This window comes from Paenibacillus sp. GM1FR, from assembly GCF_002803315.1.
Taxonomy (GTDB): Bacteria; Bacillota; Bacilli; order Paenibacillales; family Paenibacillaceae; genus Paenibacillus; species Paenibacillus amylolyticus.
Genome location: NZ_MKZL01000066.1, coordinates 135,706 through 156,645, shown reverse-complemented (window position 1 = coordinate 156,645; position 20,940 = coordinate 135,706). Strand labels below are relative to the sequence as shown.

Here is a 20,940-nt window from a genome sequence, read left to right as displayed (position 1 = left end):
AGAGACAGGAGTGAAGGACATATGAACCAGGAACGACACGAGAAGCAGGAAATAGACACAAGGCAAGAGACAGACCTTGGACTGACGAGTTCTTCGGCTCAAACGAAGGAGAGGTATACACTCGCCCGGGCCAACGCATATATCAAGGAGCATCGACATCAGGTTGATCCAACCTATCGAATGGCCTATCATTTGATGCCAGAGGTGGGCTGGATGAATGATCCCAACGGCTTCATATACTTCGGTGGGATGTATCATTTGTTCTATCAGCATTATCCCTATGAACCGGTATGGGGGCCGATGCACTGGGGCCATGCGGTGAGCCGTGATTTGGTTACGTGGTCTTACCTGCCTGTTGCACTGGCGCCCGATCAGAGCTACGACAGTGGAGGCTGTTTCTCCGGAAGTGCAATCGTGCAGGATGGCAAGTTGGTGCTGATGTACACGGGACATGTCGTGACTGGACCTGACAAGGATAACGATTACTTGCAGACACAGAATATCGCTGTCTCGGACAATGGGATTGATTTTGTCAAAAGCACGATGAATCCGGTCATTCGGCTGGATCAGATTCCGGAGCATACCAGTCCGAAGGACTTCCGTGATCCGAAAGTGTTTGAACGAAACAGTGTGTACTATTGCGTCCTTGGATCGAATGATGCTGCGGGCAAAGGTGTCATTCTGTTATACCGCTCAACGGACTTGCTGGATTGGAGTTATGTCAACATTATGGCCCAGAGTGACGGGACGCTTGGCGACAATTGGGAATGTCCCGATCTGTTCACACTGGATGGCCGAGATATTCTGATCATGTCTCCGCAACGCATGCCTGCTCAGGGAGATAACTATCGCAACTTGCATTCGACCGTTTATATGATGGGAACGCTGGATGAAGACCAGGGTGTGTTGAAGTACGAGCAGTACGTTCCGTTGGACTGTGGCTTCGACTTTTACGCACCTCAGACGATGGAGGATGCACAGGGACGACGAATCATGGTGGCTTGGATGGATACGTGGGAAACGGAAATCCCGACACAACAGTCCGATGCCTGGGCTGGAGCGATGACGTTGCCAAGACAATTGATTCGTAGGGGAGAACGATTGATATTCCAGCCTCTTTCCGAACTTATACAGTACAGGTCGGAAGGCACCGAGCAGTATGGTATACATTTAAATGGTGATGAACATGATTTTGATCTTGGAATCAGTGGAGACCGTTACGAACTGTATGCTGTATTCGAAGCGGAACAGGCACAACACTTCGGGTTGAAACTGCGTACGGGTGAGGATGAAGAAACCGTAATTTCCTATGATGTAGAGCAGCGTCGTTTATGCTTAAATCGCGAGCAGGCCGGACAAGGGCCGGGCGGAGAACGAGCTGCGACAGTGGAACTGCTTGACGGGAAACTGGAACTTCATATTTTTATGGATGTCAGCTCCGTTGAGGTGTTCATTCAGCAGGGAGAGCAGGTCATGACAGGGCGGATCTACCCAGCGTCGAACTCAACAGGTATCAAGGCTTTCTCGTCTGGAACGTGTATGTTGACTGAACTTCGCAAATGGGATTTACGAATTCCACGATAAAATTCTATCTATAATTCAGCCTTGACCTTGAAGTATACTTCAAGGTTTATTCTTTTTTTATCAAGAAACATTGGAGGCTGAATAATGAGAATTTTAGAATGGATTTTGGTAATCGTGACAGTTATTAGCGCAGTGGTTATTTGGGTGGCTCCCAAACATCGGGTAGTGGGGGGCGGTACGTTGTCGGCACTGGCACTGGCTATCCTTTTGCATGGGGGAATGGATCATTTTCGTTTGCAGTTGATGCCTACCTATATCGTGGCCTTTGTTTTACTGATTGTATTGTCCGTTCAATTATGGAAGTCACGGTGCAATATTCAGAATACACAGAAACAGAAACGTCGATCGTGGTTCAAAACCATTTTGGCATCCATTCTGGTGCTGGCTCTTAGTGCAGGTACAATGGTGTTGACGTCGTTATTCCCTGCATTCACGATGCCCGAATCGACGGGTTCATTTGCCATAGGAACCTTTTCGCAGCAGTTAACGGATGATTCCCGGGAAGAAACGAAATCGGTTGAACCGGGCGACAAGCGGGAACTCATGATCAATGTCTGGTATCCTGTAGATCAGGAAACAGCCAAAGGATTGCCGCTAGAGCATTATCCTGCCGAATTGGGAGAGGCGATCAGCCTGGTATTTGGTATTCCACCAGTGGTATTCAGTTACCTTGACACGATTCCGACGCATGTTGTTAAAGGTGCCGAGGTATCTGCCGCACAGAGCAAGTATCCTGTTTTACTGTTTTCACCAGGGATACGTTCTACTCGCTTTCAAAGTATGACCGCGATTGAGGAACTTGTGAGCAACGGCTACATTGTGGTTGGTATCGACCATCCGTATACATCTGCACAAGTTACATTCTCGGATGGCGATGTCGCTTCTTATCAGCCGGACCCTGACTTCCCAACCTCCAAAGAACTATATCAATATAATATAAAAGGTATAGGTATTCGTGCAGAGGATGCAAGCTTTGTACTGGACACTCTCACACAGTGGAATTCACATGATCCGAATCAATTGCTCGAAGGCAAGCTTGATCTGGATTCTGTCGGTATCTTTGGTCACTCCTACGGCGGTGCAACCACGGCGGAAGCGCTGGCTCAGGATGACCGTTTCAAAGCAGGACTTAGTTTGGAAGGCGGTTTCTGGGGTAAAGTATCCACAACAGCCTTGAAACAGCCGTTTATGTATATCATGTCGGGTGGGACAGCCAAAAGTCTGGACCCGGACGCCACTGCCAAGGATAAAGTATTTTATCCCGAGTTTGAGCCTGATTTGGATCGGGTGATGTCAAACAGTCTTAATGATACCTATTATCTGACAGTGGAGAATTTATTTCATCAAAGCTTTACGGATATTTCGTTAATTTCACCGAAAATGTTTGCCAGAGGCATGACGCCAGAACATAATGTGGATATAACCAGATCCTATGCGCTGGCATTCTTTGACCGTTATCTGAAAGGGAAAGAGCAGCCATTGCTGCAAGGGTCTTCAGCACAATTTCCCGAGGCCACCTATGATGCCACATATACTAAGATACGCAACGAACAAACACAATAAATCTGCAGAAGGATGGAGGCGTAGGTATGGAAACCATGACAAGAGGAATGTTGGCCAAGCGTACCGGTGTAAGTATGGCAACCCTCCGTTATTACGAAGATAGTGGAATTCTTCCTGCTCCCCGTCGTTCCTCCAACGGATATCGGGTGTATACTGAGGATTATTTGGTGAAGATTAAATTTATTAAGGATGCCCAGTCGCTGGGTTACTCTCTAAAGGAAATACAGGATACGTTACAGTTACTCAGTCAGGAAGACATGGAAAAGGATACGTTAAAAACCCTTGTACGCGAACGCATCACTGACATTCAGACACATATTGACCATCTGGAACAGATGCAGATTCATCTGGCACGACTGTTGCATACACCGGAGGACGATATCGACAATTATATTCAATCGTTCAGGGTGCAGAAGAAAGAGCCGTAATCGCGGCTCTTTTCCTGTTTAGCAGAAAACAGGAGTGGACTATTGAGCAGGGAATCGGAGATTTAGAAAGAATACATAGTGTAGTTTGCCAATACATAATGGTGTTTAACGTGATTTCAATAATTTCAATAATGAAACTCACACCACAAAAGGAGTAACATTTTCTATGAGGGATTTGCAAGGTTTTGTATCCGGTTACATCAAAGGAAAGAAACATCTGCATCTTGAGATTGGCGTTATTACAAAGGGAGATATCGAATATCATTCATTGGGCAATCCCAAAAAGAAGAGCGTGGCTTCTCCTGAACACAGGTTGTTCGAAATCGGCTCTGTAACCAAAGTTTTTACATCGATCCTTCTGTTAGAATTGGAACGTGAACAGCAGCTTTCTACGGATGACATGGTTGGCAAGTACATATACAACGCTAAAAACGATTATTTGAATAAGGTTACCTTAAAAAGTCTTGCTACGCATACCTCTGGATTGCCTAGACTTGCCACAAATCTGTCCTCGAAGAAAAATCGATACAATCCGTATTCAAATTATACGGAGGATGATTTACTTGCTTTTTTATCGGATGCTGACTATATGGATCAGATGGGTTCATTTGAGTACTCCAATACCGGCGTGGGCTTACTAGGTTATATCCTATGTAAAGTATCAGACAGTACATATGATGATTTGCTGAAAAAATATATCACAGGTCCATTAAACATGACGGAGACAGCAGCTATGCTGAATGCAGAACAGAATGGCAGATTTGTGGACGGACATACGTCAACGGGGAAAAAGATGCCTCACTGGGATCTTAGTGTACATGCAGGGGCTGGGGCGATCAAGTCATCTGTTCACGATATGAGTTTATTTGTTCAGGCCAACCTTAATGATGATCATCCGGTAGCCTCTGCAATACAAAAAAGTCATGTTCCTATAATGATTGGAGATTCGGACTTATATTTAGGATGGCATAAGGATAAGCTCTTAGATCAGAATATTCTCTGGCATAACGGGGGAACATTTGGTTTCTCCAGTTATTTGGCTATAAATAAGGAACAGAGTATAGGCGTTGTATTATTGTCCAATTATTGTTTTGGATCAGCCTCTATTGTGGATGAGTATCTGGATGCGATATTCAAGTTTATAACTAAAAAAGACCTTTATCCACTCATGCCGCTGGATCCCGTGGGTAATAAAATACTGGAAGCCATGATGCAGAGATAAAAAAACACCTCCAATAGAGAGCACCTGAGGATGTACTTCGGGCGGTCTCTGTTGGAGGTTTTTTTTCGTTCTATCTTAATAGTCTTGATCATGACATACCCGCTTCACGCAGAAAATGGTGCACAATCTTCGTCTGATACTTGATACGGGTCGAGCGTTTCAGACTCCAACAGGTCTCCACTGTGACGGAACGGGCTTGTAATAGTCTTGAAGCCGCTGTACGGGCAGATCCCGTCAATTCATGCTGCTTGAGGTTAAAATGACGATCATGAATGGCAATCGACCGATTCATCCGTTCGATAACTCTTCTGCAAGCTGGAATCGTCCCACTGCCGGGATTAGTGATCAACGTCTGTCCAAGCACCCGTGAACTAAGCTGTGACAGGCCGTTAGCTTCATGCAGATCGAGCCACCAGTCGGCCCGATGTTCACGCGCCAGCTGAAAAACTGCCGCAGCGAGCGGATGCTTGGCCTTGCCTGACATACGACGTGGAAACGTACGATTCAGATCTGGCTTGCCTCTGATTTTCTTAGCGTAGGCTTGCTGGTTCACACGTGGCACGATAATTAACAGCCCTCGCTGAATGGCATGACGACCTGTCGCAATATCATCTGCGAGTTTTTGCGCAGCGGCCATACTCGCCGTTTCATTCCCGTGAACCCCGGATGTAATGAACATCACGGGTCCCGGCATCATGCCACGTACAATGAAGTAGGGAGTAGCGTGTACGGTGGATGCTAGAAGGACATGTTTGGTCACAAGCATGACGCTTCACCTCCGTTATTACAGTACGCCATGTCCCTCTTTCATGTAACGGCGTAAGAACAGGTCTTCATCCTATTTCCTCACAAAATGAGCCGACTAATACACCCGATGAATGATATCTTCAAAATCGGGTTCTTTCATCTCTACATCTTCAATCTCACCCCAGTGCTCCAACTGTTTCAGAATGTCCATTGTGCTCCATTCCTTCCGGTTCACTTCGACGGTGACAATCTGCCCTTCCACTCCTGTAATATGTATCGCGGACGACACAACATCCGGGATATGAAACGCTCCTCGGAACGTTACCCGAATCAGCGTAGGTAGTCCGATGGTTTCGCGAAGTGACGAAATCGTGCCGTCATAGGTCAGTTGACCATGGTTAATCACCATGACCCGGCTGCATAACTGCTCAATGTCGTCCATGTCATGTGTGGTCAGCAAAATCGTTTTGCCAAACGTTTCATTTAATGTACGTAGAAATTGACGAATGTTCCGCTTTGCATTCACATCCAGTCCGATCGTTGGTTCATCGAGAAAAAGCAGTTCGGGATCATGCAGCATGGAAGCTGCGAGATCGGCACGCATGCGTTGTCCAAGCGAGAGCTTGCGGACAGGCGTGGCCCAGAACGATTCGAGGTCCAGCAGCTCGGCGAACTGGGACAGCCGTTTCTTTTTATCCTCGGCACGCACGCCGTACATCTCGGCCAGAATATCATATGAATCTTTCACAGGTAGATCCCACCAGAGCTGGCTGCGCTGTCCAAACACAACGCCCAGTCGACCAACGGTCCTGCGCCTGTCCTGATGAGGGTTCATACCGTCAAGCCTTACCTCACCCGAGGTTGGGTGCAGAATACCTGTCAGCATTTTAATCGTGGTAGACTTGCCAGCCCCGTTCGGACCGATGTAACCCACAAATTCCCCTGGGCCGATATCAAAACTGATATCGCGTACCGCTTCCTTGGACACATACTCACGTGAAAATAACGTACGTAGACCGGAGAAACGTCCTTCGCGAATAACAGGAGTTTTGAATTCCTTTTGCAGATGCCTTGCTGTGATCATGTTCATGATTCGTTACGCCTCCTTAGCTACCTGTACTTTGATATTTGGTCATGCCAAATTGCCAGAAACGCAGACTTGCAGCCAAACTTAGTACGGCAACCGCCGCAACAGCAACAAGAATCCACGCTCCTCCTTCACCCCGTAACAGGTAAAGTGACGGAATGTAGTTGACGAATCCCACGGGAATCACCGTTAGCAGAATGCCAGACATCCATTTGGGATATAACGTTAGCGGATATTGGGCAGCCGTTCGTGCGGCATCTTCAGTGATCGTCTGTAATTCCTCAATACGTGTGGTCCAGAATCCGAGTGTGGCGGTAGCAAGTCCGATGGAAAAGAGAATGACTGCGCCCGTCAGAATAATGAGCAGGGAGAAGGGAATGGCGATCCAGCCAATCTGTCCGCTATGCATCATGCCTGCCACTGACCAGCAGAGAATGAACCCGCCTTGCAGGACTTCCCCAGCCATGATGCGGAAGTTTTGCGGCAGCAGTGCCAGCAATACGGGCATGGGACGTGTTAACAGTTGATCAAGCTCACCATTAACCAGATATTTTTCCAGATGATGAACTTCGTTTCCGAACGTTCGATACAGTGTTTTGGATAACGTCATGATGGCGAAGAGATAACCGATCTCATGGAGGGACCAGCCTTTAATTGCTCCGAATTTGTGCAGCACGAGAGCAACCATCAGAAACTCGGAGATCTGAATTAAAGCGGCCAGTACGGACGCCATGATGAAATTGAACTTGTATTGCATCCGACTGCGGATGCTTGTTCGAATGAGCATTTTATATAAATTGAACCAGGAAGTTCGCTTCATCCGCCTTGTACCTCCACTTTACGACGTAACACTTGGGTGATGGCAAGACAGATCAACGTCATAAAGACACACCAAAGCAAGGTTCCCCATAACAAGGAGCCATCTTCGAAACCAAGATAGATTCGGGTAGGTACATAGAGCAGGAAAGGGTAGGGTGATATCCAGGCAAGTTGTTCAAGCCAGTTCGGTAGCCATTCCAGCGGAATGAAAAAACCAGCCAGCAGATTCATCATCGCGTGATTGCCCCAGTGAAGCCAAGAGGACTCCGTGGTCCACATCGACGTGGCACCAATGATGTAGTTCATACAGATGGACAAGTATGCGGCGCCGGCAAGACCAAGTGCGGCATAGAATAGTGTTGAAACGTCTGAGGGCCAATGCAGGGAAAAGACAATGGAGAAGAGCAGGTAGATCGGAATACTTTTGTACACGAACTGGTAGGCAATCTGCCCCCATTCGCGTGCCATCAGGTGGGTGAACAGATGAACAGGCCTCATCAGATCCAGTGCGATCTGCCCTGTCCTGACGGATAAGGGAATACCCAATCCGTTCGTGAGAAAACCCGAGATCCAGAGAGAGGATTGCGTGAACGCAATGTAACTGATCATCCCCTGTGTCCCGTATTCTCCGAGAGTATGGTCGGCCCCGATGCCGATCCAGAGGCAGGCATACATGTAACCAAACATGGCGCTTGCCAAGTTATGTACCATGTGTGCCCCGCGGTATTGCAGATTCCGGGAGTAGGCTTTGGAAGCCAGAGTGAAATAAAGCATGTGACACCTCCGATAAGTGGATTGAACGGCGTTTCCGTTCACTTCAGTCAAGGCGAAAAAGAGAGAAGGACAACAGCATACCAATTTATTCCTTCACAGGCAAGACATTTTTTTAGCTAATAATGGTATTAACAGGGGTGTTCATGATTGCGCCACAAGACAACGGTCTGTCCGTTCATTTATAATTGAGAGGTAGTATCGCAAACGTTTACAATGTGAAATATTCAAATTTTAAATAAACCGCCGGGCTTGTGCTTGACGATTGAAGATACAGAACGAACAATCCGGCAAGAGAGAAGGATGTCATGAAGAAAATTGCATGGGTCACTGATAGTACCAGTACACTGGATCCCGTTTTTGCGGAGCAAAATCATATCTACATCGTACCGCTGCGCATCGTATTTGGAGAGGAATGTTACCGGGAAACCGATGACATTACATCTGAAATGTTCTATGAGAAACTTGCGGAGGCTTCACGTGCGAGCAGTTCGCAGCCACCCATTGGCGAATTCATTGAACTGTATGAGTCGCTCAAAGACAAGTACGATGAGATTATTACGATTCATTGCTCTACTGAGCTTAGCGGAACGCTGCATACGTCCATGCAGGCTGCAGAGATTGCAGGAGTGACGGTGACCGCAATTGATTCGAAGGCAGGTGCCTATCCTCACCGTGAGATGATTATGCAAGGACTGGAATGGCAGAAGCAGGGATGTTCCGCTGCCGAGATCAAAGTAAACATTGAACAGATGATTGATAACATGTCCTTTTACCTCATACCGGCCAGTCTGCAGCATCTTCACCGCAGTGGCCGGGTGTCGGGCACACAGCTGATCATCAGTCAACTGCTCAAGATCCATCTGCTGCTTCGATTTGAAGAGGGCAAAGTGGTTGTGAATGAGAAGATTCGCACGTTCAAGCGGACAAAAGAGCGCATGCTGGATATGCTCAAGCTGGATGTGGAGAAAGTAAAGCATGTGTGCATTATGCATGCCAACAATCAGGAAGAAGCTGTTACAATCAAAAAACAGATTGCAGCTCTGCTGCCTAGATTAAAGACCGAAATCATGCCGTTTATCCCTGTGGTGAGTATTCATGCAGGTGCAGGAACCATTGGACTGTGCTGGATCCACAGTGAGAACGGATATAGAGACTAGAAGCACCAGCATTGATCTACAGACACTCATAGACCTGGCAGGAAACACACTTATACCAAAGTGGTGCTCCTGTCAGGTTTTTTCGTATGTCATTGCCAATTCAAACAAACTGTGAGGTAATAAAGAAAACTGTTCATGTTGGAGGGAAGCATGTGTTAAGTCACCGCTTGTTGCTTGTTGAAGATGATCGTTCAATTAGTGAGATGGTCGGGCCATACTTGGAAAAAGAGGGCTACGACGTCACTTATGCATATGACGGCTTAGAGGCAGAACGTCAGTTCAGCCAGTCACAACCCGTGTATGATCTGGTTATTCTGGATCTGATGCTGCCCCGCAAAAGTGGGATGGATGTGCTTCAAACCATTCGGGCAGTCAGTCTGGTCCCTGTGCTCATTCTGTCTGCGAAGGATGGGGAGGTGGACAAAGCATTAGGTCTGGGCTTCGGTGCAGATGATTACTTGAGCAAACCTTTCTCGTTAATAGAACTGACTGCCCGCATCAAAGCTGCGATTCGCCGCGCCAATTATACTACTCAGCCTGTGGCTGAAGTGGCTAAAGATCAACGTATTCACATTGGAGGACTCGTAGTTGACATGGAGACGTACGAGGTGGAACGTGAAGGTACACCCGTCAAGCTGACATCCAAGGAATTTGGAATTCTGAAGCTGTTGGTTACCCATCCTGGCAAAGTGTTCACCAAGGCGCAGATTTACGCTTCCGTCTGGAACGATCACTATTATGGAGACGAAAATATCATTAACGTACATATGCGTCGTCTGCGTGAGAAACTGGAGGCAGATCCTTCGGATCCCCAGTATATCAAGACACTCTGGGGCATCGGGTATAAGCTGGAGGCGGAGCAGGGATGACACTGATTTTTGCCAGTACAACAGTTATTCTGGCCATTGCCTTCATTGTATTCTGGTTGAAATTCCGGAAAAGAAACCAACACCTGACCTATATTCATCAGAAAATATCCGCTATTTTGGATCAAGGCACCTTTGAGCGTTTGCTTGTATTCAATAGTGATGAACAAGTCAGTCAGCTTCTGAAAGACATGAACCAGCTGTTGGATCATGCGCACCGCGCTAAGGCCGGTTATGCGAACCAGGAGAAGGAGATGCGTAATATGCTCTCCAACATTTCGCATGATCTGAAAACGCCGCTCACCGTTGTGCTGGGTTATAGTGAGACCTTGCTGCACAGCCCATCACTGACCGATCAGGAACGGAAGATGATGACGGAGAAAATACAAGATAAGGCGCAGGAAGTGCTGCGTTTGATCCATTCCTTTTTTGATCTGGCGAAGCTGGAATCCGGAGATACGGAACTGGTACTTAGTCGGGTGAATTTAAGTGAATTATGCCGGTTGAAGATGCTTTCCTTTTATGAAATGTTGACGAATCTGGGGTTGCACGTGGAGCTGGAGATACCTGATGGTGATCTCTTCGTGCAAGCGAATGAAGAAGCATTGGACCGTGTGCTGGATAATCTCATTACCAATGGAATGAAATATGGAGCAGAGGGTAAGGTACTGGGACTTTCACTTGATCATTCAATAGGTGCACCTGTGACGTTACAGATCTGGGATCAGGGAAAAGGGATTCCTGAGAGCGAGCATAGCCGTGTGTTTGAACGCATGTATACACTGGAGGATTCCCGCAATCGACTCTATCAAGGCAGTGGCCTGGGTCTGACCATTACGAAACGGCTAGTTGAGCGGATGGGTGGAAGTATTCACTTGCATAGTGTGCCACATCAACGGACTGTATTCTCGGTTACCTTAAAGGCTTGGTAGACCCTGCGTTGGCGTGTCCGGTCAGACTTAAGGTTTTTGTAAGATTTGATTAATAAAAAAGAAGACTTTTCTCTTTACAATATAGATATAGGAACCCGGACAGGGGACGTAAAGGAGAACAAGGACGATGAATTATATCGCACGAACAATAGATGTGACCAAAGTATATGAAGGGGTGGAGGTTGTATCCAACGTCAATATGAATATTAAGCAAGGTGAGATCTATGGATTCCTCGGTCCAAATGGTGCTGGTAAAACAACCATCATGAAGATGCTCACCAATCTCGTCAAACCAACCACAGGGGAGATAGAACTGTTTGGGGAGAAGCTTACGCCGACCTCTTATGAAGTGCTGAAGCGAATGGGCAGCATTATTGAATATCCTTTTTTCTACGATAGGCTGTCTGCTCGCGAGAATCTGGAACTTCACTGTGAATACATGGGGTTTCACAACAAAAAGATCATCGACAATACGATGGAAATGGTAGGGCTGAAGGATACAGGCAAGAAACCGGTCAAGGACTTCTCCTTGGGCATGAAGCAGAGGCTGGGACTGGCTCGTGCACTTATAACCACACCTGAACTGCTCATTCTGGATGAACCGATCAACGGATTGGACCCTGTAGGGATCCGGGAGATGCGAGATTTGTTCAAGCGCCTTAGTAATGAGTATCGCATTACCCTGTTGGTCTCCAGTCACATTCTTGGCGAGATAGAGCAGATTGCGGACACAGTTGGTGTCATTCGCGGCGGTCGTTTGGTGGAGGAAGTATCGATGGAGAGCATTCGTGGAAGTCAAAATGAGTACATCGAGTTACAGGCGGTGGATATCCGCAAAGCGACCTATGTCATTGAACACCAGCTTGGTTTGAGTAATTATAAACTGGTTGACGACCAAACGTTACGCATCTATGATCCGGGAATTATTCCATCAGAACTGAACACCAAGCTGATCCAACACGGCATTGAGATCGAATCGATATCCAAACGGGCTCATTCCCTGGAAGAACACTTCATGAAGCTTGTGAAAGGGGATGAAGACGTTGCTTAAACTAATCAGACTTGAGATGCGGAAGCACCGTTTTGCACGTAATTTTGCAGGTGCAGGTATTGCCAGCATAGCCATTCTTCTTTTCCTGATCATGATTGGATTCGTGGATGTGGGAGCAGAAGATTATGCCTATGCCGATTACCAGACCGCCTTTATGATTATTGATACGTTTGTGAGAGCGACCTTTATCATATTTGCAGGAGCTTTATTATCCAAGCTGGTGATCAGTGAGTATAGAAATAAAACGATGAACGTCATGTTCACCTATCCCATCCAGCGTCATAAAATCATCGCTGCCAAATTGATTATCGTGTTTGGTTTTACATTTGTGATGATTATGGTTAACGATCTGTTCATGGGCTCACTATTGTTGATTGTTAATCAATTCTACTCCTTCATTCCTGAATCACTGACGAATCGGGATATATTGGGACTTCTGGTGAAGTACAGTATAAGTTCTTTATCGGCTGCGTGTATGGCACTCATTCCCCTATTCTTCGGTATGCGTAAGCATTCTGTTACAACTACAATGGTCTCGTCCATTTTGCTGGTTTCGATTGTCTGCTCCGGATTCAACGGGTCGGAAGTTTCCATTCATTCTCTTATTATTATTCCTCTGACCCTTGGAGCAATAGGGATATGGATTGCTTCGATGTCCATGGTTCGTCTGGAGACAAAAGATGTGAACTGAATCATTCGGAAAACCATGCTCTGTATGGCTTCAGATGCCATTGACATCCGCTCGTACAAGGGATAGGATAATGTCAACTGAGACACGAAGGAGAATGCAACTACCATGACGATTCCAAAAACATTAACAATAGCTGGTTCGGACACGAGCGGCGGTGCAGGTATTCAAGCTGATTTGAAAACTTTTCAGGAGCTGGGTGTGTATGGCATGACCGTACTGACTACGGTTGTGGCAATGGAGCCCGAAACATGGGATCACCAGGTCTTTCCTGTTGAATTAAATGTGGTTGAAGCGCAGCTTCGCACGGTTCTGGACGGCATCGGTTTCGATGCAATGAAGACAGGTATGCTCGGTTCTGTAGATATTATTGAACTGGTAGCAAAACATATTCGCCGCAGCGGTCTGCCACAGATCGTTATCGATCCGGTAATGGTCTGCAAAGGTACAGACGAAGTACTGCAACCGGAAAATACGGAAGCGATGATCGAATTCCTGTTGCCAGGTGCTGATCTGGTTACACCTAATCTGTTCGAAGCATCCCAACTGGCGAAGAGCGGACCTATTCGCTCCAAGGAACAAATGGAAGCAGCGGCAGCAGCAATTCATGCCCATGGCTCGAAACATGTTCTGATCAAGGACAGAGGTGTCATTAGCCCGGGTAAAGCAATGGATCTACTCTATGATGGAACCAACTACGAATGGTTTGAAGCCGATGTTGTCGGCTCCGGATATACTCATGGTGCGGGCTGCACAACGTCTGCGGCGATTACCGCAGGATTGGCTCGTGGTCTTTCAGTGAAAGAGGCTGTTCGTGAAGGTAAAGCCTTCGTGACCAAAGCGATTGCCGGCGGATTCCCGCTAAACCGTTTTGTTGGCCCGACACTGCATGTGGCACACCGTCTGGAGCAACAACGTTAAGTGTTGCCAGGGAGCGCGCAGTAGCGCATCAATTCTGGATAACACACTTCGATTTCATTCAAGTAGCTGTCAATGAGCAGGAGCTTGCTCGTTGATGGCTTCTTTTTTATGCGAATTTTTATAAAAACTAGTAACTTTTGGCTTATATTAATCGTATATATCATGGGAGCATTCCAAAACATGTGTGGACACATGAACGACACATGGAATAGGTATGTTATCATCAGAAATCTAAAAGGAGAGTCGGCCATGATCAGAACAGTGCTTCTGGTGGAAGATGAAAGCCGCATTCGTGAGATTGTGGCCGATTATTTCATAAAAGAACAATGGAACGTCATAGAAGCAGAACATGGAGTACAGGCACTGGAACTGTTGGCTCTGCATGAGGTAGATCTGGTTATTCTGGATGTTTTGATGCCTGAAATGGATGGATGGACGTTATGTGGGCATATTCGATCCCAATCCACCGTACCTATTATCATGCTGACTGCACGGTCCGAGGATGACGATAAAATTCATGGATTTCAGCTGGGCGTAGACGATTACGTTACCAAGCCGTTTAGTCCACGTGTGCTGGTTGCACGTGCAGAGACATTAATGAAGCGTGTTGAAGGTGCATTTGGACGAGAGCAGGGTGTGATTCGCTTCGGACAGGTAACCCTTGATCCATGGGCCAGACGTCTGGAGAAGGACGGAATCGAAGTGGAACTTGCACCAAAGGAATATGATCTGTTGCTTTATTTGGTACGTAATGCAGGCATTGTGTTGTCCCGGGATGCCATTTTGAATCGGATCTGGGGATTTGATTTTGAAGGGGACTCACGTGTTGTAGATACCCACATCAAGAAGTTGCGCAGCAAATTGGGTGATGAAGCCAAGTGTATCCGGACGGTGATTGGTACTGGATATCGTTTCGAGGCAGAAGCATGAGAAGAAATGGCGTAACGATGAAGCTTTTCCTGGTCATGGCAGGATGTCTGGTACTTCTATATGGGACGACGGTTTTTGCTCAGTTGGTCTGGTTCCCCGACTTCTATCAGCATCAAAAGGTCAGCAGTATGAAGAAAAAGCTGTCCAAGTTCGAACAGCAATACTCCAATGGGCATTGGAGTGATTTACAGCTAGCCAAGGAGACCGGGAAGTTCATGCGTCAGAATCAATCACATCTGGTCATTTTGACGAATACCGGAAGATTGGTTAATGACCCGTTCCACATTACGTTGCTTCAAGAGGATGGAAGTCACGTGAAAGTGTCCTTGTCCTTGTTTATCAATAGTGAGAATGCTGGCTGGATCACATCCCATCTGAAATATGGGCAAGAATTGACGGTGAAAGGTCCGGCCAGCGAATCCATGGTCTATCCATTCAAAATCCAAGATGCCACTTCTGCCGCATGGGGAACAGAAAGTTTTCAGGAATCGATTGAACCGGTAAAGGAATGGTCAGGCGTATTGACCGAGGTCGTTCTTCCCAATCTGGCAACGTGGAGTCAAAGGCAGGGACTGCTGGTGCAAGCACTGGATAGCCGGTTCCCGTTGTCCACCGAAGACCAACTTGCGTTGGCGAATGGCAAAATGCTCAATGAAGAATGGATGGATAGCTGGAGCGGTGTTCGCAATGTCATCACCATTGCTCCAGTGCATCGTTCCGGACCCGAGCAACAACTGATCTTTTCGCTCACCTCTCTACAGGAGATGAGGGAAGCGAATGAGGCAACACGTTTGTTCTATGCGTATTTTGGCATAGGGGCATTTATATTGATTCTGTTGCTGGCGTTGCTCCTGTCCCGAATTATAACGAAGCCGCTTTTGGCCTTGAACCATGTCGCCAAGAAAATGTCTACGCTGGATTTCACGGTGAAATCACCCATCCGGCGTAATGATGAGATCGGGAGTCTGTCTAACAGCCTCAATGCCTTATCGGGAACCTTGGGTCAGACACTGGAAGAGCTGAGGCAGGCCAACACGCAGATGCGTACAGATATGGAAATGAAGCAGGAGATTGAACAGCGTCAGCGCAAGTTTTTTGCCGATGCATCACATGAACTTAAGACACCAATCAGCATTATTAAGGGATATTCTGAAGGGCTGAAGGATGGCGTCAGTGAGAGCAAACGGGAGCGTTACATTGAGATCATTGCCGATGAGACGATCAAAATGGAAACGATGGTTGAAGAGATGCTGGATCTGGTGCGACTGGAATCCTCAGCGGTTCAATTGAATACGGATGCTGTTGCACTGGCTGACATGATTGAAGATATCGCTGGCCGTCTGGGTCCGCAACTAAAGGACAAAGGATTGGATGTAGTGCTTGTATCCACAACAGAACAGACGGTTGAGGGTGACCGAAGCAAGCTGGAGCAAGTTATTTTCAATATCATGATGAATGCTATACGTCATGCGATACCACATACCGATATAACTATTGAGATTAGCAGGCGTGAAGGTTTTGTCCATATTTCCATTGAAAACAAGGGTGAGCACATTGCTGAAGCTGAGCGGCAGTATATATGGGAGAGGTTCTATCGGGTAGAGCGCTCACGTAATCGTAAAATGGGGGGGACCGGGCTTGGTCTGGCCATTGCGAAGCAGATTCTTGATCTGCATGGGTGCAGTTATGGAGTGGAGAATACACCGGATGGAGTCCGTTTTTATATTATTTTTCCTAAAGCCTAGTACGAAAGGGAGTCAAATATTATGAAGTCTTTACCATCGATTTTAACCTTGGGGAATCTGAGTTCAGGCATGCTGGCAGTCATTATGGCTATTCATGGTGAATTTGCCCTGGCTGTGATGATGATATGGGTAGCGATGTTCTTTGATCTGTTTGACGGGTATGCGGCTCGTAAATTGCATTGTGAGGGTGAGTTCGGCAAGTCCTTGGACTCGCTTGCGGATGTAGTTTCATTCGGAACAGCACCCGTGCTGATTCTGTACCTGAATTCCATGATTGAAGTGAGTGTGCTGGGGATGGCACTGACTGCATTGTTTCCGATTTGCGGTGCTTTGCGTCTGGCCCGTTATAACTGTCAGAAGACAGCAAGCAGTGGTTTTGTCGGAATGCCGATTACATTTGCGGGAGGTCTGATGTCCTTTTTCGCACTCTGGAGTCCTTATTTCACACATGGTGTAGCCTATCTTGTCATTATTGTATTATCCGGTCTCATGGTGAGCCAAATCCGATTCCCGTCTCTAAAACAAGTGTTAGCCTCACATGAGAAGGATATTGTGGAACCGAAATAAGGAGCGAGTCAGTATGGAATTTGCAAAAGAATTTATTGGTCAATATGGTTATTTCGCAATATACGGACTACTGGCTCTCGGCGTTATTGGCATGCCGATTCCGGATGAGGTGATGATGACTTTTGTCGGTTATCTCGCCTCCATCTCGGTATTGAATTACTCCGTATCCATCGCCGTCAGTTTTGGTGGCGCATTTACCGGAGGGCTGCTTAGCTACATGATTGGCAAAAAAGCGGGCAGGCCGCTGGTTGAAAAATACGGCAAGTGGGTTGGCGTTAATGCCAAACGATTCAGCAGGGTGGAGTCGTGGTTCCTCAAATATGGGTATTGGTCCATCATCCTAGGTTACTTCATTCCAGGCATTCGTCATCTGATGTGTTGTTTCTCCGGGATTAGCAAGATGGCAATTGGCAGGTACGTAGTTGTATCGGGCATTGGTGCATTCGTCTGGTGTGTTGTCTTTATCTCGATTGGTTTTTATGTTGGCGTGTTAACTTAAAATGGGACAGCCTGTTGTAACAACAGGCAAGGATGGAAGACCTCTTGAGTGTAAGGTGGTCTTTTTTTGTTTTTCTATGAGTTTAGCGAACTTGAATGAGTAATGGCTACGGACGGATAACTTTGTGAATATACAAAAAGCCGCTCTGACCATTTCCAACCTTCGTGTTGAAGGAAGAATGGATCAAAGCGGCGTGTACTTTACGACCAGTGTATTGCATTTTCTAAAAGCAAGTATAGTTTCATATGAGCAATGATTTCAATGCAAGGTAAGCTATCCAGAGATACTCTTTTACAGTTACCCACTCAAATGAGATTCTTCAATTCCTCTTTCGACTTGCTTTTCCCCTTTTTTGCGTGCAAAGGTGATTTTGAGAAGCGGTGGCGTGACCAGTGTTGTAATAATAACCATGATCACAACGCTGGTAAAGTATTCCGGATCAAGCAATCCGGAAGCAAGTCCCGTTGAAGCGATAATCAAGGCAACCTCACCTCTTGATATCATTCCTGAGCCAATGGCCAATGAAGATGACATATTAAATCCGGTCAGTCGTGCACCAGCTCCACCACCGATAAGTTTGGTAACAATGGCGATAAGACTGATAACGACAATAAACCAAATTTGTGAACCCACGCCATCAAAGGTGACATTTAAGCCAATACTTACAAAGAACACTGGAACAAAAATTCCGTAGGCGATTGGTTCCAGCTTGGTTTCGACTTCATGTTTGAAGTTGGTTTGGGAGATGGCGATGCCAGCGGCAAATGCTCCAATGATTCCAGCAACACCCATCCACTCTGCAAAGTAGGAGAAGCCAAAACAAATAATTAGTCCCGCAGTAATGACGGTTTCGGTTACTTTCAGTGGTGCCATCCACTTCATGATGCGTGGAACAAGGAACCAGCTAGCAGCGATGATGATCACAAAGAATAACAGCTTCTTGCCGATAAGCAGAGAAATCGAAGTGTCTCCTCCACCAGTACCCAGCAAGCTCATCATAACGGCAAGAATGACAACGACCAGGACATCATCTACGACAGCTGCACCAAGGATGGTTGTACCCTCACGAGAGCTGAGTTGATCCATATCCTTCAACGTCTGAACCGATATACTGACGGAAGTAGCACAGAATAAAAGTCCAAAGAACAGCGCGTGTGTCTGTGACATACCAAATGCTATGGCCGAACCGTACCCGCCGATAAAAGGCAAAATAATACCGCCGACCGCTACGGCAAAGGCCGCCTTCCAGTTTTTCTTTAACTGCTCCAGATCGGTTTCCAGTCCGGCAATGAACATTAACAGCAATACCCCGATCTCAGCCATATAATGCACGAAATCACTTTGCTGAACCCAACCGAGAATTGCAGGCCCGAGGATGACACCCACAATCAGTTTCCCCAGAACCGATGGTTGACCCAATCTTACGGATAGATCACCAGCAAGTTTGGTAAAGATTAAAATAAGTGCAAGAACCAAAATAAATTCCATAGGTGTACTCCCCTCCAGTAGTAGCGTCTATAGGTTAACCAGCCCAAGGGCGATCCATCCTCCGCTTCAAAAAGACAAAAAGGCACAGAAAGGCATTAAGAAAGTGCCGTTCTGTGCCTGAAAAAAGACAAAGAGGGGCCCTTGGTGACAGGCTCCTCCAGTTTTCAACGCGTATGTGATTAATTGCATTAATTATACCACAAATACGGACTCGGGTAAATGGGAGCCGGTTTGGATTTGATTGAAAACGGCCATAAAGGGGCATTTTATAGTGGGGCGCAGCGGCTTTTGTTCAGAGTGTTGTCACTTAACAGCCCGGAATTGCCGAGATATAATGATATAGAACATAGATGTTAGGATATGAGGAGGATTTTGCATTGGGTAAAAATAACAAAAGGGAACCGAACATTCCATCCCCGACGAGTAATAAAAATTTCGCAGGCATCATTATCACGATTTCCATTCTCGCTAATGTCATTATTTTATTATTGTTCTTCGCACCGTCGATTGGTTACAAAGGTGATGTAACCTTTGATATTACGGTGTTGCCGCGGTTTAATGCCGTGTTTAACAGCTTTACCTTCATATTCCTGCTCGCAGCGCTTATTGCTATTATTAAGCGGAATGTGAAGCTGCACAAACGATTTATTCTTGCTGCATTTTCAACAACACTGTTATTCCTCGTGACCTATCTGACGTTTCATTACCTCTCACCAGAGACGTCCAAATACGGCGGCGAGGGCATCATTCGTTCGATCTATTTCTTCATTCTGATTACCCATAGTATACTGGCAGCCCTGATTGTTCCATTGGCGTTGTTCACACTTGTGTGGGGTTGGACGAATCAATTGAAGAAACACCGCAAAATTGCACGTTGGACGATGCCAATCTGGCTGTACGTCAGTTCTACAGGTGTCGTAGTATACCTGATGATGGCACCATATTATTAATGTGATGAACGTTTCACTGTGCTAATTAGTTTGACTTGTGGGTAATGTTTCCATGGAAGGAGGGTTCACGTTTATGTACAGAGTTGTTTTGATTCGCCATGGACAGAGCATGTGGAATGTAGAGAATCGTTTTACCGGATGGACTGATGTGGATCTGACGACGGATGGTTACGCAGAAGCACGTAAAGCAGGGAAGATCATGAAGGAACAGGGATTTGATTTTGATTACGCCTATGCATCCGTGCTGAAACGTTCTATCCGAACACTCGATATTGCGCTGGATGAAATGGACCTCATGTGGATTCCCATTACGAAGACTTGGAAGCTGAATGAACGCCATTATGGTGCGCTGCAAGGACTGAACAAACAGCAGACTGCTCTGAAGTATGGGGAAGACCAAGTAAAGGAATGGAGACGATCCGTGAACGTATCTCCCCCGGCACTGGACGAAACCGATGACCGATATGTGCAGGATCTGGACAAGTACAAGCGGCTCGGATGCACCATCCCGTTTACGGAGAACCTGATGGATACCTCGAAGCGTGTACTGGAGTACTGGAATGCGGAGATTAAACCGATGGTGTCTGCTGGCAAAAGAGTGCTGATCTCTGCGCATGGGAACACGCTTCGTTCACTCGTCATGCATCTGGACCAATTGTCCGAAGCAGACGTGATGGCGCTCAATATCCCGACAGGCATTCCGCTTGTCTACGAATTGGATGAAGATCTGCATCCCATCGGACACTTTTATCTGACCGCCGATGGTTCGACCTACAAACATGAAGAAATGACCCATGTGGCAACGCCATCTGATTAATTGGACATGGACGTTTGTCTTGATTGTACGAAAGCTTGTATGATTTATCTCGTGCGGTTGATGTTTCAACAGGACGATTGGAAGATGACCGCTGAATTGAATTCG

The 20,940-nt window shown here is 46.6% G+C and carries 21 protein-coding genes; 16 read left to right on the top strand and 5 right to left on the bottom strand.

Annotated features, from left to right (window positions below):
* Positions 1-21 precede the first annotated feature (21 nt).
* The 4 genes from PAEAM_RS30040 (at position 22) to PAEAM_RS30025 (ending at position 4,797) form a co-directional block, all read left to right on the top strand.
* The gene (locus PAEAM_RS30040; protein WP_100529865.1) at positions 22-1,584 is read left to right on the top strand and encodes a glycoside hydrolase family 32 protein; all 1,563 of its coding nucleotides are present in this window, start codon (positions 22-24) and stop codon (positions 1,582-1,584) included.
* A gap of 84 nt (positions 1,585-1,668) precedes the next feature.
* On the top strand, positions 1,669-3,147 hold the full coding sequence (locus tag PAEAM_RS30035; protein ID WP_100529864.1) for an alpha/beta hydrolase family protein: 1,479 nt from the start codon (positions 1,669-1,671) through the stop codon (positions 3,145-3,147).
* 26 nt (positions 3,148-3,173) lie between these two features.
* Positions 3,174-3,575, top strand: a complete 402-nt coding sequence (locus PAEAM_RS30030) for a MerR family transcriptional regulator (RefSeq protein WP_100529863.1) — start codon at positions 3,174-3,176, stop codon at positions 3,573-3,575.
* 166 nt (positions 3,576-3,741) lie between these two features.
* A complete protein-coding gene (locus PAEAM_RS30025; protein ID WP_100529862.1) occupies positions 3,742-4,797 on the top strand; it encodes a serine hydrolase domain-containing protein in 1,056 nt (351 codons plus the stop codon).
* Between the two features lie 88 nt (positions 4,798-4,885).
* Here PAEAM_RS30025 and PAEAM_RS30020 read toward each other — a convergent pair whose 3' ends face one another.
* From PAEAM_RS30020 to PAEAM_RS30005, 4 genes are all read right to left on the bottom strand, one after another.
* Entirely contained in the window at positions 4,886-5,563 is a 678-nt protein-coding gene (locus PAEAM_RS30020) for a succinylglutamate desuccinylase/aspartoacylase family protein (RefSeq protein ID WP_100529861.1), read from the bottom strand.
* A gap of 96 nt (positions 5,564-5,659) precedes the next feature.
* Positions 5,660-6,628 (bottom strand): ABC transporter ATP-binding protein, encoded by a 969-nt coding sequence (locus PAEAM_RS30015; protein ID WP_100529915.1) that lies wholly within the window; start codon positions 6,626-6,628, stop codon positions 5,660-5,662.
* Positions 6,629-6,650: 22 nt separating this feature from the next.
* Positions 6,651-7,451: an ABC transporter permease gene (locus PAEAM_RS30010; protein WP_047841615.1), complete on the bottom strand. Its 801-nt coding sequence runs from the start codon at positions 7,449-7,451 to the stop codon at positions 6,651-6,653.
* Positions 7,448-8,224, bottom strand: coding sequence for an ABC transporter permease (locus tag PAEAM_RS30005; protein WP_036606839.1), 777 nt, complete (start codon positions 8,222-8,224; stop codon positions 7,448-7,450). Before PAEAM_RS30005 ends, PAEAM_RS30010 begins: the two co-directional genes overlap by 4 nt.
* Positions 8,225-8,529: 305 nt before the next feature.
* Between PAEAM_RS30005 and PAEAM_RS30000 the strand changes: the two genes are divergently transcribed.
* From PAEAM_RS30000 to PAEAM_RS29950, 10 genes are all read left to right on the top strand, one after another.
* Complete coding sequence (locus tag PAEAM_RS30000) at positions 8,530-9,381, top strand: DegV family protein (protein WP_100529860.1); 852 nt, start codon at positions 8,530-8,532, stop codon at positions 9,379-9,381.
* Positions 9,382-9,584: 203 nt separating this feature from the next.
* Positions 9,585-10,250, top strand: a complete 666-nt coding sequence (locus PAEAM_RS29995) for a response regulator transcription factor (RefSeq protein WP_430207394.1) — start codon at positions 9,585-9,587, stop codon at positions 10,248-10,250.
* Positions 10,247-11,179, top strand: a complete 933-nt coding sequence (locus tag PAEAM_RS29990; protein ID WP_100529858.1) for a sensor histidine kinase — start codon at positions 10,247-10,249, stop codon at positions 11,177-11,179. The genes PAEAM_RS29995 and PAEAM_RS29990 overlap by 4 nt, the downstream gene beginning before the upstream one ends.
* Positions 11,180-11,306: 127 nt before the next feature.
* Positions 11,307-12,230, top strand: a complete 924-nt coding sequence (locus PAEAM_RS29985; RefSeq protein WP_100529857.1) for an ABC transporter ATP-binding protein — start codon at positions 11,307-11,309, stop codon at positions 12,228-12,230.
* On the top strand, positions 12,223-12,921 hold the full coding sequence (locus PAEAM_RS29980) for an ABC transporter permease (protein WP_076319681.1): 699 nt from the start codon (positions 12,223-12,225) through the stop codon (positions 12,919-12,921). Before PAEAM_RS29985 ends, PAEAM_RS29980 begins: the two co-directional genes overlap by 8 nt.
* A gap of 105 nt (positions 12,922-13,026) precedes the next feature.
* Positions 13,027-13,839, top strand: coding sequence for a bifunctional hydroxymethylpyrimidine kinase/phosphomethylpyrimidine kinase (thiD, locus tag PAEAM_RS29975; protein WP_017692191.1), 813 nt, complete (start codon positions 13,027-13,029; stop codon positions 13,837-13,839).
* Between the two features lie 249 nt (positions 13,840-14,088).
* The gene (locus tag PAEAM_RS29965; protein WP_036606855.1) at positions 14,089-14,769 is read left to right on the top strand and encodes a response regulator transcription factor; all 681 of its coding nucleotides are present in this window, start codon (positions 14,089-14,091) and stop codon (positions 14,767-14,769) included.
* Complete coding sequence (locus tag PAEAM_RS29960) at positions 14,766-16,514, top strand: sensor histidine kinase (protein WP_100529855.1); 1,749 nt, start codon at positions 14,766-14,768, stop codon at positions 16,512-16,514. Before PAEAM_RS29965 ends, PAEAM_RS29960 begins: the two co-directional genes overlap by 4 nt.
* Before the next feature lie 21 nt (positions 16,515-16,535).
* Positions 16,536-17,081: a CDP-diacylglycerol--serine O-phosphatidyltransferase gene (pssA, locus tag PAEAM_RS29955; RefSeq protein WP_036606859.1), complete on the top strand. Its 546-nt coding sequence runs from the start codon at positions 16,536-16,538 to the stop codon at positions 17,079-17,081.
* A gap of 13 nt (positions 17,082-17,094) precedes the next feature.
* Positions 17,095-17,580: a DedA family protein gene (locus tag PAEAM_RS29950; protein ID WP_036606861.1), complete on the top strand. Its 486-nt coding sequence runs from the start codon at positions 17,095-17,097 to the stop codon at positions 17,578-17,580.
* Positions 17,581-17,877: 297 nt separating this feature from the next.
* Here the strand turns inward: PAEAM_RS29950 and PAEAM_RS29945 are convergent, their stop codons facing one another.
* On the bottom strand, positions 17,878-19,068 hold the full coding sequence (locus PAEAM_RS29945; protein WP_017692197.1) for a cation:proton antiporter: 1,191 nt from the start codon (positions 19,066-19,068) through the stop codon (positions 17,878-17,880).
* 377 nt (positions 19,069-19,445) lie between these two features.
* Here PAEAM_RS29945 and PAEAM_RS29940 point away from each other — a divergent pair, with 377 nt between their 5' ends.
* Positions 19,446-20,018 (top strand): DUF420 domain-containing protein, encoded by a 573-nt coding sequence (locus PAEAM_RS29940; RefSeq protein WP_100529854.1) that lies wholly within the window; start codon positions 19,446-19,448, stop codon positions 20,016-20,018.
* Between the two features lie 73 nt (positions 20,019-20,091).
* Complete coding sequence (gene gpmA / locus PAEAM_RS29935) at positions 20,092-20,835, top strand: 2,3-diphosphoglycerate-dependent phosphoglycerate mutase (protein WP_076328872.1); 744 nt, start codon at positions 20,092-20,094, stop codon at positions 20,833-20,835.
* Positions 20,836-20,940 lie beyond the last annotated feature (105 nt).